Source organism: Sodalinema gerasimenkoae IPPAS B-353 (assembly GCF_009846485.1).
In the GTDB taxonomy this organism is placed as follows: Bacteria; Cyanobacteriota; Cyanobacteriia; order Cyanobacteriales; family Geitlerinemataceae; genus Sodalinema; species Sodalinema gerasimenkoae.
Window position 1 is genome coordinate 465,567 of record NZ_ML776472.1, and the last position, 16,941, is coordinate 482,507.

Sequence of the window (16,941 nt, forward strand, 5' to 3'; positions counted from 1 at the left end):
TCTAGGAGTAATGTCTAGGAGCGATTAACGGGAATCTCGATCATAAATTCACTTCCTTCTCCTGGTTGAGAGTAACACTCTAGTTTTCCCCGATGTTGTTCGGTGATAATTTGATAGCTAATGGACAGTCCTAACCCGGTTCCTTGTCCGACGGGTTTGGTAGTGAAGAAGGGGTCAAAAATTTTCTGACGTACTGCGTCACTCATCCCGGGGCCATTATCGAGAATGCGAATGGTGATAGTATTTGTATTCGTTACGTTGGTTTTAATCTGAATTTCTGGGTTTGGCTGACTCTCAAAGGAGGATAGGACATCGATGGCGTTGTTCAGGATGTTTAAAAAGACTTGATTGAGTTGACTGGGATAACAAGTTATTTTCGGTAACTCTCCATAGGTTTTCTGAATTTTAATCGGTTCTTGTCTGGGAGAACGACTTAGACGATGTTGGATAATCAGCAGGGTATTATCCAGTCCTTCGTGAAGGTCAGCAGTTTTGTGGACAGATTCATCGAGGCGAGAGAAGTTTCGTAAGCCAAGAATGATACAACGAATGCGATCGCTGCCATTTTCCATTGAGGCTAACATTTGTTTGAGGTCTTCATATAGAAAATCAAGCTCAATTTCCTCAATTTTTTCTTCAACTGAGGCTTTCAGGGGCTGATATTCCTGCTGAATGAGTTCAATTAAATCCTGTAAGTCCTTAAAATATTCGCGGGCATAAGCAATATTCCCGGAAATAAAGGTAACTGGGTTATTGATTTCATGGGCGATTCCGGCCACCATTTGCCCTAAGCTCGACATTTTTTCGGTTTGGATCAGTTGGGTTTGAGTCTGTTGTAACTCCTGTAAGGTTTGTTGCAAATCTTGATTTTTCTGTCGTAGTTCCTGGGTGCGTTGTCCGACGGTGTCTTCAAGATGATGGCTATACTCGGTCAGTTGACGATAGAGGCGGGCGTTTTCAATGGAAATTGCCGCTTGTGCTGAGAGAATTTGCAGAACCTCTAGGCGATCGCGCGTAAAGGCACCTTGAGTTAGGTTATTTTCTAAATAGAGGATTCCCAGAACCTGTCCTTGTTGGAGGATAGGTAAACAGAGAATCGACTGAATCATCCCGCTTTGAATATAGGGATCTTGAGTGAATAACCCTTCATCAACGGCCTGGGCGAGAACCACTGGCTCGTGAGTACGTTGGACATAGTAAATGAGCGAGACGGGGACAGTCTGGTTGTCGATGGGGCGATTGTCTGACTCAACGGTGACGCAGATGTTCGATTCTACTTGTCCCGACGCGGCGATCGCCAGATTTTTCTGCTTCATCAACAATAAATATCCCCGTTGCGCCCCAGCATTTTCTAGGGCTAAAGTTAGCAGTTGTTCAAGTAATTCTGGTAGGCAAATTTGACCTGAGAGGGCTTGAGTTGCCTTAATGACTGTGCCTAAATCTAAAATATCATTCGAGTTAGCTTGATGTCGTGATGAGGTTTGGTTAACGGTGATTTTTGAGCTGGGGTTACTCTGACTAATCGTGATTTTACTAGAAAGAATCGACCCAAGTTTTTGTTGCTGAACTACCATCCGATATAAATGGGGATGCTCTTCAAGTAACGCCGCCATCTTAGCGGTCGCGCCCCAATACTCGTACGCATGGTACGCATCCTGAAGATAGTGATTAGCAATTTTCTCACGTCCTAAACTATTGTAAAAGTCGGCGGCACGTTCAGCGGCGATCGCCACCTCCACTAAAAAGCCATGGGTTTGGGCCGAGGTAATGGCGCGATCGTAATAGTCCATAGCCTCAACGATACGCCCCTGAATTCGAGCCTGTTCCGCCTGAATCAGTTCACATTTACTTTGATAGTTATCGGGAGCTGCCTTCCGCCATTCCTCTAACCGTCCTGTCCGCTCTTGAATGGTTTCCCAAGTGACCATTTGCCTTTCGGCAGATAGCTGAGGGTAAATGGCGCAGTTCATCAAGGTTTCATAAAAATAGTAGTAGCAAAACAGCAAGGAGGAAAACGCTGCATCCTTATAGTCTGAGGCGAAGGGCATTTTTTCTTGAACTAACGCCCAATCTTTGAAGATATAGCCCAACAATGCCTCGGCAAAATAGACGAAAAACAGCAGCATCCGATTCCCAGCCATTTCCAACATGGCGCGATCGTTGGCATTAAAATAGTCGCCCTCCAGGGTTAGTATTGTGGAAACATCTCCCTGAAGATTTTGCACTAACTGCAGCATTAAAATAGTCGCCCTCCAGGGTTAGTATTGTGGAAACATCTCCCTGAAGATTTTGCACTAACTGCCGCCAAGTTTTAGCCGGATAGAGTCCATGATTCTGTTTGATTCTTGCTAATAAATCCAGATACGTTTGCTAGCCAAGTTTTAGCCGGATAGAGTCCATGATTCTGTTTGATTCTTGCTAATAAATCCAGATACGTTTGCTGCTGTTCTGCCACCTGAACCAAAGGCATCCCAATCACGACCATATAGCCACAAGACCACATGGCACAGTAAGCGGCATAGACGACATCCCCAATTTCCATCCCCATGGAAATCGTTTCATCTAGGGCTGGAATAGTTTGCTGATGAGGTTCTTTCCAATGCTTCTTAAAGGAGTTAAACAGCATATGGACTTTACATTTGAGGGCATCAGAGGGATATTGCCCTAAAATTTCTAGTGAAATTAACCCGGTATAATAGGTTGTCTCAAGATCAGGAAAGGTAGTGTCAATCATTCCATAGGAATAGGCAGCTAAGGAGGAATGTCCAAACTGCAAACACAGATTGCGGCCGTGAGCGGTGATATAGGGCAGCAATTCCGGCTGTGCTTGGTACGCTGGCCCACTGACAATTGTTAAAATCTGTAATACTGCCAGTTTTTGAGGATCTGTCATTTCGGGATAGTCTGGGAGTTCCTCTACTTGGGGTAAAGGACGAACTAACGTTAAAGTTTCCGGTTCGATTTTTAGGGGATAGCCTAATAAATCCAGGGCAGCTAGAGCGGTATCGATCGCATCTAGCATTTGATTCTGAGCGATAAAAAATTGAATTTTAAATTCATAAATTTTGATTTTGTCAAGCAATGTTTTCGCATGACGAAATACCGCATCTGACATCTGTTGTGCTTCGGCGAACTGAGCCTGAATATAGTACACCTCAATCAATTCCGTATAAATGGTCAAGGTTAGTTCATAGTGGTTATCCCAGTCCATATCCGGTAAACATTGACGCGCCTCTTTGAGGTAGTCGAGGGTTGAACTATAGGCAGCGGATGCTTTTGCTTTAAGAGCAGCTTTTAGGTTGAGTTCAGCGAGCTGAAGGTGCTCAGATTCAACGTCAATTAAGCTCGCTCCAATATTGAGAGCATTGACAATATCAAATAAGTGCTCCTCTAACGCTTCGGCCTGATTATGCTCAAGTAAACGCTGTCCAACTCGCAAATGAACCTCTTGTTTTTGCTCAGGGGGAATCAGAGAGTAAGCAGCTTGTTGGACGCGATCGTGTAAGAATTTATAAACGACTTTAATAGTATCTGTTTTGTCGATATTTTCAGAAGCATCATGGTTTTCATGGAAAGGAATCACTAACCCGGCATGAATTGCATTCCAGAGATCGCTGCTAGTTCTCGCTAAAGGAATCACCAACCCAGCATGAATTGCATCCCAGAGATCAGCGGCCGTTTTAGCAGGAGATTTTTCATTGACAATTGCCAAAATATCGAGATCAAACTTATTTCCGATACAGGCTGCCAGTTGTAAAACAGCCTGACTTGAGGGGTCGAGCCGCTGAATTTCATGAGCCATTAATTCTACAACATTTTCGGTTATACTAATGCTTAGTAACTGTTCTAGGTTCCAGTACCATGAACCCGTTTGGCTGTTATAGCATAGCAAGTTTTCACTATATAAATACTTAAAAGTCTGCCTGACAAAAAACGGATTGCCTTTAGTTTTGTTTAGTAAAAGTTGCGCAAAAGGCTGTACAGTAGAATCAGTCTGCTTAAGAGTATCTTGGATAAGTTCACTGATATTTTTCAAGCTTAAGGCTTCTAGCTTCAAGGTTACAACTTGATTGTTTCCCTGCTCAATTTTTGCCAAAGTGGTCATCAATGGATGACTCCGACTCACTTCATTGTCCCGATAGGCTCCTAGCATGAGCAAGTTGTGACTATCTGGGTCTGTGACTAATAACTGAATCAGTTGCAAGGAAGCAGGATCTGCCCATTGCAAATCATCTAGAAAAATGACGAGGGGATGGTCTGGCTGAGTAAAGACTTGAATGAAGGTCTGAAATAGGAGATTAAACCGGTTTTGAGCTTCAGAAACTGGCAGAGATGAAATAGGAGGTTGCGCTCCGATAATTAGTTCAATTTCTGGGATAACATCACTAATCACTTTGCCATTTTTGCCTAAAGCACCCTGAAGTTTGTCGTGCCAGTCAGCCAGTTCGGCTTCAGTCTCGGTGAGCAGTTGACGGATTAGGTCTCGAAATGCCTGAATCAAACAAGAATAGGGGATATTGCGTTGAAATTGGTCAAATTTGCCGCTAATAAAATAACCACGCCTGCGAACAATGGGTTTATGAATTTCGTTGATGAGGGCGGATTTGCCGATACCTGAGTATCCGGCGACTAGCATCATTTCTGAGGGGCCATGGCTGATGCGTTCAAAGGCTTGGAGGAGTTGCTCAATTTCGGCATCTCGTCCGTAGAGCTTTTCGGGGATAATAAAGCGTCCTTGTTGGTCTTGTTGCCCTAAGGGAAAAACGGTCACGGATTTTGTGCTAATCCATTGCTGACGGCAAGTTTCTAAGTCAGCGTTGATGCCATGGCTACTTTGATACCGCTTTTCTGCGGTTTTCGCCATCAGTTTTAGGATAATGGCTGAGACTGCTTCGGGAATCTCTGGGTTGATGTGGTGCGGGGGAGTGGGGGGTTTGGCAATGTGACAATGGACGAGTTCCATGGGATCTTGGGAGTCGAAGGGAAGCTGTCCGGTTAGCAGTTCATAGAGGCTAACTCCCAAGGCATAAAAGTCACAGCGATAGTCGATAACTCGATTCATCCGCCCGGTTTGTTCTGGGGACATATAGGCTAGGCTTCCCTGCAGAACGTTGGGACTGGTTAGGTGAGGATTTTCCTTATTTAGGCGAGAGGAAATGGAAAAATCAATAAGTTTCAGTTGGTTGGTGTTAGGGTTATAGACAATATTTTCGGGTTTAATATCTTTGTGAATAATTTGTTTTTGATGGAGTTGCCCTAGGGCGATCGCAATTTTTTGACCAATACTAAGAATTTGTTCAAGGTCAAAATGGTTCTGATTTAACCAATAGCTTAAATCCCGACCGCCAAAATCTTCTAAGACCAAGAGGGGTCGTCCTTGCCATTGTTCTAGGGTCTGGGGCTGTGTAATTCCGGGGAGGTTGAGTTGGCAGACTAAATTGTACTCATACCGGAGCCGTGCGATGTCGGCAACTTGAGGATGCTCGCTGATCAGAGTTTTGAGGATGACTGGGGTATTCTCAGGTTGCTCGATTGCCCGATAGACGATGGTGGTGGCGTTTTCGGATAGGGTCTCAAGAACTTGGTACTGTAACAGCTTTAACATGGTTGCAAGGGTGACAGTCAGGACAGACGAACATGGGGCGAGTCTCGGGGGGATGTCAAGAGATTGAGTTGAGGCTGGGGTGGGGAAGCTGATCGTGCTTTAATGTCTTAATTTAAAAATGTCTTAATTTAAAATGGATAAGTTGGGACTTCTAGCTAAAGAATTGACAGAAGCTTCCTCATCCAAAGCCTCAGCCAACGTAGGATGCGTTCGATCGCCGCCCAGACCACCACAACCGGAATAAAGAGCCGCAGATACCAGGGAGAAATTTTGCCGTTCCAGGGAAGTCCTTTTCGGTAACGAATCTGATCAGACCACCGACGAATGGCGAGGATGGTTGGCTCTTGTAGATCCCAAATTTGACAATAGGGAGCATCACTCTCGGAAGCATCAATGATACCATTCACAGCCCGGCGAGCAGCTTCGTTGGCGGCTTCCATGGTGGCTAAGTCCGTGTTGGTGCGAACATAATCTGAGGCAAGGAACAGATTGGGGATAGCGGTGTGAGCATCAGGACGCAAGGACCAGGTATTGACTAGATTAACCAGGAGTGGCTCTCCGTTGATATTGGCCTGGGGATCTCCGAGACGACTGCGATAACAGAGCCGTTGATGACCGGGATGATGACAAATCCGCTCAGGACTGTCGGTATCGGGAAGGGGAATTGGACCGACAAAGCCTTTGGCGATTAGAGCGTTGACGGCAAGACGAGCCTGGCTTTGGTCAATCTTGAGATAATCGGCAATGTCTTCGAGGGTGGCATGATCTCGCTCATTAATCCAAATAAAGAGGGTTTTGAAATAGTCCGGTAGATCGCGATCGAGAATTTCGGCCAGTTTTTCGGGGTTTTTGGCCAGGTCGCAGCAGTTATGGATAATGCCAGGGTCGAGGAACCAGGACTGTAGGTCGTCCTCTTGCAGGAGAGATTTCCCGTCTTCTCGCAGCGATCGCTGCATTTGCTCCCAGACTTCAGTTTTAATTTCCTCGGCTGAACAAATTTGAGCGGGTTTGGCAATTTTTAGCCCTAAGGAGCCATTGAGAGCGCCCACTTCGTCGGTGTTGGGATCGATGAAATAGCCCCAATTGGAGGGGATCGCAGAAATAATCCCCTTCACAGTTCCATCGCCAAAGTCGGACATGGGAAACTCGGGCCAGAAACTAGGTTGGGAAATGGAGGTCAAGGCCCAGGGTGCATCGACATACAGGACATGACCATGGGTGACGGGGACATCCCGATTGAGATAAAACTGGATCCCGTTCATCCAAGAGGTGCTGGTTCCCAGACGTTTGAGGTTAGCCAGGCTGGGGTCACCGGCAATCAAGTCGTCGGAGACAAGGCCCGCCATAATTTCTACGGGTAAGGCGGCGATGTAATAGTCTCCGGTGACGGTGCGATCGCGTTGGGTTGTTAGATCGGTGACAATAGCCCCGGTAATTTGGATATTACCCTGGGCATCGCGTCCGGCTTCAATCGAACGCAGACGGGTGGAGAGATGGTAGGTAACCCCTCGCGAGCGTAGATAGTCCAACCAAGGGTTAATCCAGACTTCGTTGGTGGGGCCGTTGAGAATGCGATCAGGACTCTCGGTGGTGGGATCGATGAGATCTAACAGCAGTTGCAGGAAAATGTAGCCGATGGTTTTGACGCTGGCCAGTTCCGCCCGAGAGGCGACTAGGGAGGTAGTAATTCCCCGGGCCAGCAGGGCCTGATACGCCGGTGATTTCCGCTCGGCATCCAAATAATCCCACCAGTTGAGTTTCTCGTACTCATCGAAGCGTCGCGCTTTGCAGGAGGTGAACAATTGCCAAATCCGCTCGGCAAAAAATTCTAATTCCCCGGGTTGCAATTCCAGATCCGCTCCCTCTAACAGGACTTTGAGGATGAGTTCAATGTCGGCCAGGTTGCGGGGAAAACGAGCCGGAATAATGATCAGGTCTTTGCCGGCTTCGTGGCGAGCGAGAGCAAGGCGAGTAGCGGTGACCAGGTTATCGAAGGTTCCCTGACGATTGTCCTTGTAGGGAATCCGTTTCATGGTATCGGTGACGTGGCGGTAAAATCCCGGGAAGAAACGAAATCCATGTTCACCAGGCAGGGGTTTTTTACCTGGGCCAGCACTGTCGGGAACGTCAATGCTACGGGCTTTCCCGCCGGGAATATCTTTGAGTTCATAAACCTCAACCTCAAATCCCCGTTCGACTAATTCCTGGGCGGCACTCATTCCGGCAATGCCACCCCCTAAAACGACAACCTTTGTCATGGTTTAATTAACCTTAGCCTGTTTGTTTTCGCCCTTAACTTTATCTGTTAGTATATGATTACAATTCGATTTGGTCTAACGCTGTTGTAACGCACCCAATGTAGCCCCACCGATAGCATGTCTCCATTAGTTAGCATATTTATTTTGAAATGTCAATACAATAACATCGAACTAAATTTTACAGACTAGGAGGTTCTTTGACCGCCAAAGCGAGGCTGGAGGACTCGATAAATCAATAGACAATTATAATGTTGTCATTCTGTTATTGTTCAATCAAAAGGAGTCACATGGTCAAAATTATTTCTCGTCAACCGCTAGGGCAGAAACATGTCTATGATATTGGTCTTAAACGAGACCATAACTTTATCTTAAAAACCGGTTTAATTGCTTCAAATTGCTTCAACAAATCTCACTCCATGGCCTATGGCTATGTCACCTATCAAACCGCCTATTTAAAAGCCAATTATCCCGTTGAATATATGGCCGCGTTACTGACGGCTAACAGTGGCAATCAGGATAAGGTGCAAAAATATATTGCCACCTGCATGAGTATGAACATTACGGTGCAGCCGCCGGATGTGAATCATTCCAATGTGGACTTTACGCCAGTGGAGGGGAAAAAGATTTTATTCGGACTCTCGGCGGTGCGAAATTTGGGACAGGGAGCGATTGATTGTATCTTGAGGGCGCGAGAGGAGGGGCCGTTTGAGTCTCTGGCCCAGTTGTGCGATCGCGTCGATCTCCATGCCGTCAACCGCCGGGCCTTGGAAGCCTTAGTCCAATGTGGCGCCCTCGATACCCTGAACCCCAATCGCAAGCAATTGATGGAACATCTGGGATTGGTGATTGATTGGGCGCAATCCCGCGCCAAGGAACGCAGTGTAGGACAGTTTAATCTGTTTGACCAACTGGGAGATGATACCCAAAATAACGTCGATGACAATGGCTTTGATGGGGTTCCCCAAGCGCCCCAGGTGGAGGATTACCAGCCGATGGAGAAACTGAAGCTCGAAAAAGAACTGCTGGGGTTCTATGTCTCGGATCATCCCCTTAAACCGATTCAGAAAACTGCGCGACTGCTGGCCCCGGTGAACCTCAATGAGATGGAGGATCAGCATGAGAAAGTGATGGTGAGTGCCATTGTCATGTTGAGTAGTCTGAAGCCGATTGTCACCAAAAAGGGCGATCGCATGGCCATTATCCAACTCGAAGACCTCACCGGACAGGTTGAGGCGGTGGTGTTTCCCCGCACCTATGAGCGAGTTCACCCCCATCTGATTGAAGATGCGCGGCTGATTGTCTGGGGGAAAGTCGATCGCCGCGACGATAGCGTGCAACTGATTATCGAGGATGCTGAACCCATCGAACGGGTGCAGATGGTCCTGGTGAAGCTCAATCCTGAACAAGCCGGGGATATCCAACAACGCCATCAATTGCGGGATGTCCTGCGGGCCCAGGTTCCCGACAAGAGTAACCCCAAGGTTCCGGTCATTGGCGTGATTGCGGCGGGCCATCAGCGGCAATTGGTGCGGCTGGGCCATCAGTTCCAGGTTCCCGACTGTGACGATGCTGTGGCGGCCCTAAACCGGGCTGGTTATCCCGCTCGCCGCCATTGTTTGGCCAAATCCTAGGGGCGATCGCACCCCGTATCGCAAGAGATTTCAGAGGGCATTCTGATCCCGTCTCAACTCAGACGAATAATAAACCTGATACCATAGCAAATTACTGTGGTTGGATAGGGTTGGGTTTGAACTATCTCAAGTCCCCGCTGCGTTCAACACTTGATTTTAAGGAGGAACAGTCATTGTCTCGCCGTTATTTGTTTACCTCGGAGTCCGTCACTGAAGGACATCCTGATAAAATCTGCGATCGCATCTCCGATTCCATCCTCGATGCATTGCTGGCCCAAGATCCCAAAAGTCGTGTCGCGGCGGAAGTCGTCGTCAACACCGGTTTAGTCTTAATCACTGGAGAAGTTAGCACCCAAGCCAAAGTTGATTATGTCAAACTGGCCCGGGAAAAAATTGCCGAAATCGGCTATACCGACGCGGAAAACGGCTTTTCAGCCAATAGCTGCTCGGTCTTAGTCGCTCTCGACGAACAGTCCCCCGATATCGCTCAGGGGGTCGATGCTGCCCAAGAACGGCGGGAACAGGCGAGTGATGCGGAACTCGATGCTGTTGGTGCCGGCGATCAGGGCCTCATGTTCGGCTTTGCCTGCGACGAAACCCCGGAACTGATGCCCCTTCCCATTAGTTTAGCCCACCGTCTCTCCCGGAGACTGACCCAAGTTCGCAAATCCGGCGACTTAGCCTATCTCCGTCCCGATGGCAAAACCCAAGTCACGGTGGTGTATGAAGATGGTAAACCTGTGGGGATTGATACGATCCTGATTTCCACGCAACATACCGCCAGTATTGAGGGGATTAGCGACGAGAAAGCGGTGCGCGATCGCATTCAACAAGACCTTTGGACTCACGTGGTGCAACCGGTCTTCGGCGAAATGACCGTTCAACCGGACGACGACACCCGTTTTCTGGTCAACCCCACCGGTAAATTTGTCATTGGCGGCCCCCAGGGGGACTCGGGACTCACTGGACGTAAAATCATCGTCGATACCTATGGCGGCTACTCCCGTCACGGCGGTGGTGCCTTCTCCGGCAAAGATCCCACTAAAGTGGATCGTTCCGCCGCCTATGCTTGCCGCTACATTGCCAAAAACATTGTCGCCGCTGGCTTTGCCGAAAAATGCGAAGTTCAGGTGAGTTATGCCATTGGTGTCGCTCAACCGACGAGTATTTTTATCGAAACCTTTGGGACTGGCAAGGTGGACGAAGAGAAACTGTTGGCCGTGGTCAACGATATCTTCGAACTACGTCCGGCGGGAATTATCCAGACCTTCAACCTCTCCCGTCTCCCCAGTGAACGTGGAGGACGCTTCTTCCAAGAGACGGCCGCCTATGGTCACATGGGACGTACTGACCTCGATCTGCCTTGGGAACACACCGATAAGGTCGAGGCCCTCAAGGCAGCCTTAACCCCAGCGGTGTCTGCCGGGCGCTAAGAACGCGATATCTAGGGGCGATCGCATTTCCCCGTGCGATCGCTCGCGATCGCATTGATGGATAGAGGCAAATCGTCTATGGTAAGGGCGATCGCCATTGCCCTATCCATCCCACAAGCCTTATGAGTGCTACCCTACAAAACATCAACTGGACTAAACTGCAAAACGGGTCTGACATTCGCGGCGTCGCCCTTCCTGGCATCCCTGACGAACCCGTGAACCTCACCCCAGATATTGCCCAAACCCTTGGCAAAGCCTTTGTCCGCTGGCTGAGCGAAACCCTAAACAAACCCGCCACGGACCTCACCATCAGTTTAGGGCGAGACAGCCGCCTCTCGGGGCCCGACTTAATGGCCGCCACCACCACCGCCATCAGCAGTCTCGGCTGTTGCGTCTATGACTTCGGTTTGGCCTCCACCCCCGCCATGTTCATGAGTACCGTCAGCCCCGACTTCAACTGTGACGGGGCCATCATGCTCACCGCCAGCCATTTACCCTTCAACCGCAATGGCTTCAAATTCTTTACCGGCGAGGGAGGATTAGGCAAACCCGATATTAGCGCCATTCTCAAATTTGCCGCTGATCAAGACTTTCCCGAACCCGCCGAAGGTGGAACGATTGAGACTCGTGATTTCATGGGAGTGTATGCCGAAGGTTTGGTGAAAGTCGTCCGCGAGGGAGTCAATCATCCGCAACAGTTTGAACAGCCCTTAAAGGGACTTCATATTATTGTTGATGCTGGAAATGGTGCGGGAGGCTTTTACTGCGATCGCGTTCTCAAACCCCTCGGAGCCGACACCACCGGCAGCCAATTTTTAGACCCCGATGGCACCTTCCCCAACCATGTCCCCAACCCCGAAAATGAAGCGGCCATGGCGGCCATTTCCCAAGCAGTGTTAGCACAGAAGGCTGACTTTGGCATCATCTTTGATACCGACGTCGATCGCGGGGCCGCCGTTGACCCCCAAGGACAGGAACTCAACCGCAATCGCCTCATTGCCTTGATTTCCGCCGTTGTCCTCAAGGAACATCCAGGTTCGACCATTGTCACCGACTCCATTACCTCAGAAGGTTTAACCACCTTCATTGAGCAAGACTTAAACGGCGTTCATCATCGCTTCAAACGGGGCTATAAAAATGTCATCAACGAGGCAATTCGTTTAAATAACGAAGGTCAAGAGTCCTGGTTAGCCATTGAAACCTCAGGTCATGGGGCGATGAAGGAAAACTATTTCCTAGATGATGGTGCGTATTTGATTACCAAGCTATTGGTTGAGTTGGCTAAATCGAAGTTAGACGGGAAAGAACTATCCGACTTAATCGCCAATTTAAACGAACCCCAAGAAAGCGCCGAGTTGCGGATGAAAATTGGTGTTGAGGACTTCAAAGCTTACGGCAACCAAATCATCGAAGCCCTAAGCAAATTTGCCGAGAGTCACGACGGTTGGCAAGTGGTTCCCAAGAACTACGAAGGGGTGCGCGTCAGTTGCCAGTCCCCCGAGGAACAGGGCTGGTTCTTGCTGCGGTTATCCCTCCATGACCCGGTAATCCCCCTGAACATCGAGTCCAATGTGGAGGGTGGAGTGAGTCAAATTGCCAAGACGCTTTCAGATTTCTTGCAACAATTTGACAAACTGGATTTGTCAGCTTTCAAGCTCTAAATCTTAGACCGTAAATAGCGTTTAAAAAGTCATTTAAAACCTTAGGGGGTGAGTTGGGTTACCCGAAAGGCAGTTTGTTTATTTAGCCTTTCAGGTAACCTTTATTTTTTGAGAGTCAACTTTATTTGCCATAAATAATACCATTTTTCGATAACCTTGCTAGACATATGACACTAGGACAGGGCGACCACAAGGGTTCGCCCCTACAGACATCTATCGCACGACTTCTAAAAATTGGTATAAATCCATAAAATCTCTAAGGTATAAACCCATCAATAGCTTAAATAATCTTTTTAAGAATAACATCTGCCCATCATTACTTTAGCTTATTTACTAAGTATTTTTACGCTTTCCTTGGGATGACTTGGCGACTATGATAGGAACGTCAGGATGCCTATTCTAGGATTCAGGAACTTCCTAGGAAAACAGAGCCAAAAGTTATCATCCCAAGACATAACATATATCATGAAAATCATTCAACGCTTGCGCCTAGCCGTGATTCTGCTTTTGCTGCTCGTTGGCTTTAATCTTGTCTCAGTCTATGTTTCCATTGATGCCATGACTGATGATGCGACAATTGTTAACTATGCCGGGGTAGTCAGAGGTAATACACAACGCTTGCTTAAGTTGCATTTACTGAACCAAGATACTCAGACAACGCGGCAAGAGATTGAGCAAATCCTACGAGCTTTACAAACGGGAAATTCCCAATTGAAATTAAAGCAAATTGATGACAGTGATTTTCAAGCCAGTCTCATCCCACTTCAGCGTCAATGGAACACTCTTCAAACGCTTCTCCAAGACGATAACCTGGTGAGTCGCTCCGAAATGCTGCTAGATGCAAGTGAAGTGTTTTGGGAATTAAGCAATACGACAGTTCAACTCGCTGAAGACTATGCCAGTAGGAATGTTGCCAACTCACAACGGGTGGCGATCGCACTGTTTACCTTAAATCTAGTTATTCTGGGGATGGTCTGGAAAACAATCCAGGCAATCACTCAGCGATTGCAGCAAAGCGTCAACACTATCGCCCTGTCATCGTCAGAAATTGCCGCCACCATTGAGGAACAAGAACGTATTACCCATCAATATGCTGTCTCGATGGACCAGAGTCATCACGTCCTCGATGGGTTGTATCAATATTCTCAACAATCGGTCAATCAAGCGGAAATTGCCTCAAAAGAAGCTCGGATGGTTTTACAGCTAGCCCAGAAGGGTCAACAGGTGGGTCAACAGACCTACAAGCAATTTTCCCAAGTCAACGCACAGTCAGAAAGCATCCTAGAGGAGATCTTAAACCTGAAGGAACAGGCCACGCAAATTGGCAAGATTACGCAAGTGATCAGCCAAGTCGCAAGCCAGACTAACATGTTAGCCCTCAATGCTGCTGTTGAAGCGATTCATGCCGGAGAGCGGGGACAAGGATTCTCCATTGTTGCCAGTGAAATCCGCAAGCTAGCAGAAGGTAGTCAAACCTCCCTTGATCGCATCAATCGCATTATCCATAACATTCAAACTGCAATTCAACGGACTGTCCAAGCATCTCAAGACGGCGCAAGTGTCGTAGAAGAAAGCCTAGAGATCGTGGCCAGTTCGAGTCAAGCGTTTCAAGGGGTCTCAGACGGCGTTGACACCATCGCCGACAACCTGCGCCAAATCCTCAGCCGCACCCAAGACCAAGCGGCTGCCATTGAACAGGTCTTTAATCAATTCCATAATCTTCAGCAAGCTGCACAAGAAGCTGCCTTGGGAACCCAGCAAACTCGTCGAGGAGTTCATGACCTCAATGAAACCGTCAATGTTCTGCAAGTGATGATTTAAGTCTGCAAGCGCTTAGACAAACCTTATCTCCAGGAAACTTTCTGGCGTCAAGCTCGCCGAGTCTACATTACTGACAATCGTCCAGGTCTGATCCCCTTGACGAATCAGGGTATCAGTTCCAGACTGCTCGAAGGTCAAGGCGTCAAAGGTTAAGCCATGGGACAGTCCGAGGCGATCGCTCCCCACCGTGAAATCATCGATAACATTTTGTCCCCCATCAGGACGCAGGACAAAGATATTATTCCCGCCGCCACCAATGAGGGTATCATTTCCAAAATCCCCCGATAGAATGTCATTCCCCTGTCCCCCAACCAAGAGATCATCACCCGCCCCACCGAAGAGAGTATTATCACCCGCCCCACCGAAGAGAATATCATCACCCGCCCCACCGGAGAGAATATCATCGCCCGCCCCACCGGAGAGAATATCATTACCCACCCCCCCTTGAATAATATCGTTACCGTTCCCACCGACCATAAGGTTATTACCGCGTCGGTTCATAAGGTAAGTTGACTGGTCTGGGTTGCCCCAAATCATGTCATTCCCATCGCCACCAAAGACCGCCACAATTTGAGTGTCCGCATCCAGCGTCAGGGGTTGGCCGGCAAGGATACTGTCAGACTGGCGCGTGAGATCGATCCGACTATCAGAGCGCATCGCCGTTGCATTGAGAAGATGCTGGCCCTGACGATTCTCCAGATATTGCCGTTCTGGGTCTGTGAGCGCGCCATATTCTTCGGTATAGATATACGCCCGATTCCCAGAGTCCTCAGATCCATAAACATTTAAGCCCCAATCTTTGAGCTGACCGTCATGATTCATGCCCAAATTTTCCAGGGTAAGAATCCAGTCTCCTTCACTGCTTTCACCCCAGTTAAAGGTACTCGAAAAGGTAAAATCGATGCCCTGCTGGTAGGACTCTCCTAACTCCTGAAGGAACGAATCATCAGTAAATAAACTAGGATTATCACGAAATTCAGAAAAATCAACCCTTCCATTTTTTCCTAGCTTTAAGGTATTTAACCGAGAGCCATCAAACAGAATGCTCTCAGTTCCCCCAGGAGAGGTCAAACGAATCACTAAATCCTCGATCGCTTCATGGGAGACCGTCACCCGAATCTCAGCAGACTCTAATTCGATACCCGCCGGAAGGATAATCGTATCAGAAATTGTTTCAGCTTTAGGAATCACCCGTCCCAAACTTGAAAGTCCTTCAAAACTTTTTTCATTCACCCAGGTGCTTTGTGCTGGTTTGCCTATCCATCCATTTTGGAAAGTCCAGCTTTCCGCCAATCGAACGGCTCCATGAGCATCCACCAATCCAAACCCATAATCATGATTGACATGAAGACCTCCCCCATTCCAATTTCTGGCCCCGTTGAATTGCCAATCTTCATGAGTTGAGTTATTTTGTCGTGCTGAATAGGCAAGAATTTGTTGCACATCCCGATAGCCAAGATAAGGATTGGCTTCGAGCATCAAGGCAACCACCCCAGAGACCATCGGGGCAGCAGCAGAGGTTCCGTTAAATGTAGAGGTATAGTTCAAATTTAAGGACTCTGGAAACTGAGAGATGCCCGGTGCATTAGAACCTCCAAGCCCCATTAAATCAGTAGTAACAATGCTGGGAGGATTCCCATAGAAATCCCCATCACCAAAGGCGGACACCAGTAAATTCGCTCCCTGGCTGCTGTATGGCGCACCCACCCCATGACCATCAATTGCTGCCACGGCAATGGTATAACGTGAATTTTTTTCATTGTTGTAGTTGGACTCATAGCCTAACTCACTTCTCGAATTTCCACCCCCCCAAACAAAGATTGTCCCAATGCCATCTCGACCCTGACGGATACCTTTTTCTAGTGCTTGTTGAAACACCTGTCCATACGGATTTAATGAGTTGATGTAAAAGGGATGACTGAACCCCCAACTATTATTCGAGATATCAAAAGCAGACTGCTGTTCCAACCGCGTCATATCCTGAAAAGCCAAGATATCACCAAAATAAAAACCGGTGATGTTTGCATTGAACGCGATTCCAACAATACCAATCCCATTCTTGGCTCCAGCAATAATGCCAGCCACCGCTGTTCCATGAGCATGTCTGAAGTGGCGGGGTAATCCCTCTCCCAGGGTATAGCTGATGCCTTTAGGAGTGGAATTATAGTTACTCCATAGGTCTTCATGGTGGAACTGAACCCCATCATCCAAGATGCCAACTTGGACCCCTTTTCCACTATACTCATCCCAAACATTAAAGGTATTGGGGTTTTCATCAATCAGGTTTAAATCAACCCGAGGCGTGCGCCCCCCTTGACCGGTATTGTAAAGGTACCACTGTTGAGAAAACAGCGGGTCATTCGGTAGTTGCATAGTCACCCCTATATGGTCTAATCTCTCAATTAGAAAAAAGCAGATCAAAAAGGCGGTGCACCGACAGTGCACCGACTGAATTGACAACGGCAAAAGCTTAATTTCCAAGGACAGAAACTAAGGATTTATCGGAGATATTAGGGATAGAGACCACCGACT

General features: G+C 47.9%; 8 protein-coding genes. 4 read left to right on the forward strand and 4 right to left on the reverse strand.

Annotation, left to right across the window (positions count from 1 at the left end; translation table 11 throughout):
- Nucleotides 1-14: 14 nt before the first annotated feature.
- The 3 genes from L855_RS02115 to L855_RS02125 all read right to left on the reverse strand — a co-directional run bounded on the left by L855_RS02115 (nucleotide 15) and on the right by L855_RS02125 (nucleotide 7,863).
- Nucleotides 15-2,237, reverse strand: a complete 2,223-nt coding sequence (locus tag L855_RS02115) for a GAF domain-containing sensor histidine kinase (RefSeq protein ID WP_159783635.1) — start codon at nucleotides 2,235-2,237, stop codon at nucleotides 15-17.
- A 74-nt stretch (nucleotides 2,238-2,311) separates the two neighbouring features.
- Nucleotides 2,312-5,605: an ATP-binding protein gene (locus L855_RS02120; protein WP_159783637.1), complete on the reverse strand. Its 3,294-nt coding sequence runs from the start codon at nucleotides 5,603-5,605 to the stop codon at nucleotides 2,312-2,314.
- A gap of 155 nt (nucleotides 5,606-5,760) precedes the next feature.
- Entirely contained in the window at nucleotides 5,761-7,863 is a 2,103-nt protein-coding gene (locus L855_RS02125) for a hydroxysqualene dehydroxylase (protein ID WP_159783639.1), read from the reverse strand.
- A gap of 287 nt (nucleotides 7,864-8,150) precedes the next feature.
- Between L855_RS02125 and L855_RS02130 the strand changes: the two genes are divergently transcribed.
- The 4 genes from L855_RS02130 to L855_RS02145 all read left to right on the forward strand — a co-directional run bounded on the left by L855_RS02130 (nucleotide 8,151) and on the right by L855_RS02145 (nucleotide 14,409).
- Nucleotides 8,151-9,494, forward strand: coding sequence for a helix-hairpin-helix domain-containing protein (locus L855_RS02130; protein ID WP_159783641.1), 1,344 nt, complete (start codon nucleotides 8,151-8,153; stop codon nucleotides 9,492-9,494).
- 173 nt (nucleotides 9,495-9,667) lie between these two features.
- A complete protein-coding gene (metK, locus tag L855_RS02135; protein WP_159783643.1) occupies nucleotides 9,668-10,927 on the forward strand; it encodes a methionine adenosyltransferase in 1,260 nt (419 codons plus the stop codon).
- Nucleotides 10,928-11,049: 122 nt separating this feature from the next.
- Entirely contained in the window at nucleotides 11,050-12,588 is a 1,539-nt protein-coding gene (locus tag L855_RS02140; RefSeq protein ID WP_159783645.1) for a phosphomannomutase/phosphoglucomutase, read from the forward strand.
- Nucleotides 12,589-13,053: 465 nt separating this feature from the next.
- Nucleotides 13,054-14,409, forward strand: coding sequence for a methyl-accepting chemotaxis protein (locus tag L855_RS02145; protein ID WP_159783647.1), 1,356 nt, complete (start codon nucleotides 13,054-13,056; stop codon nucleotides 14,407-14,409).
- A 12-nt stretch (nucleotides 14,410-14,421) separates the two neighbouring features.
- Here L855_RS02145 and L855_RS02150 read toward each other — a convergent pair whose 3' ends face one another.
- Complete coding sequence (locus tag L855_RS02150) at nucleotides 14,422-16,782, reverse strand: S8 family serine peptidase (protein ID WP_159783649.1); 2,361 nt, start codon at nucleotides 16,780-16,782, stop codon at nucleotides 14,422-14,424.
- Nucleotides 16,783-16,941: the final 159 nt, after the last annotated feature.

Excerpts from the sequence above, each read along its gene's own strand:
- L855_RS02150 (WP_159783649.1), bottom strand. The coding sequence starts at position 16,782 with ATGCAACTACCGAATGACCCGCTGTTTTCTCAACAGTGGTACCTTTAC.
- L855_RS02125 (WP_159783639.1), bottom strand. The coding sequence starts at position 7,863 with ATGACAAAGGTTGTCGTTTTAGGGGGTGGCATTGCCGGAATGAGTGCC.
- L855_RS02115 (WP_159783635.1), bottom strand. The coding sequence starts at position 2,237 with ATGCTGCAGTTAGTGCAAAATCTTCAGGGAGATGTTTCCACAATACTA.
- L855_RS02140 (WP_159783645.1), top strand. The coding sequence starts at position 11,050 with ATGAGTGCTACCCTACAAAACATCAACTGGACTAAACTGCAAAACGGG.
- L855_RS02130 (WP_159783641.1), top strand. The coding sequence starts at position 8,151 with ATGGTCAAAATTATTTCTCGTCAACCGCTAGGGCAGAAACATGTCTAT.
- L855_RS02120 (WP_159783637.1), bottom strand. The coding sequence starts at position 5,605 with ATGTTAAAGCTGTTACAGTACCAAGTTCTTGAGACCCTATCCGAAAAC.
- L855_RS02145 (WP_159783647.1), top strand. The coding sequence starts at position 13,054 with ATGAAAATCATTCAACGCTTGCGCCTAGCCGTGATTCTGCTTTTGCTG.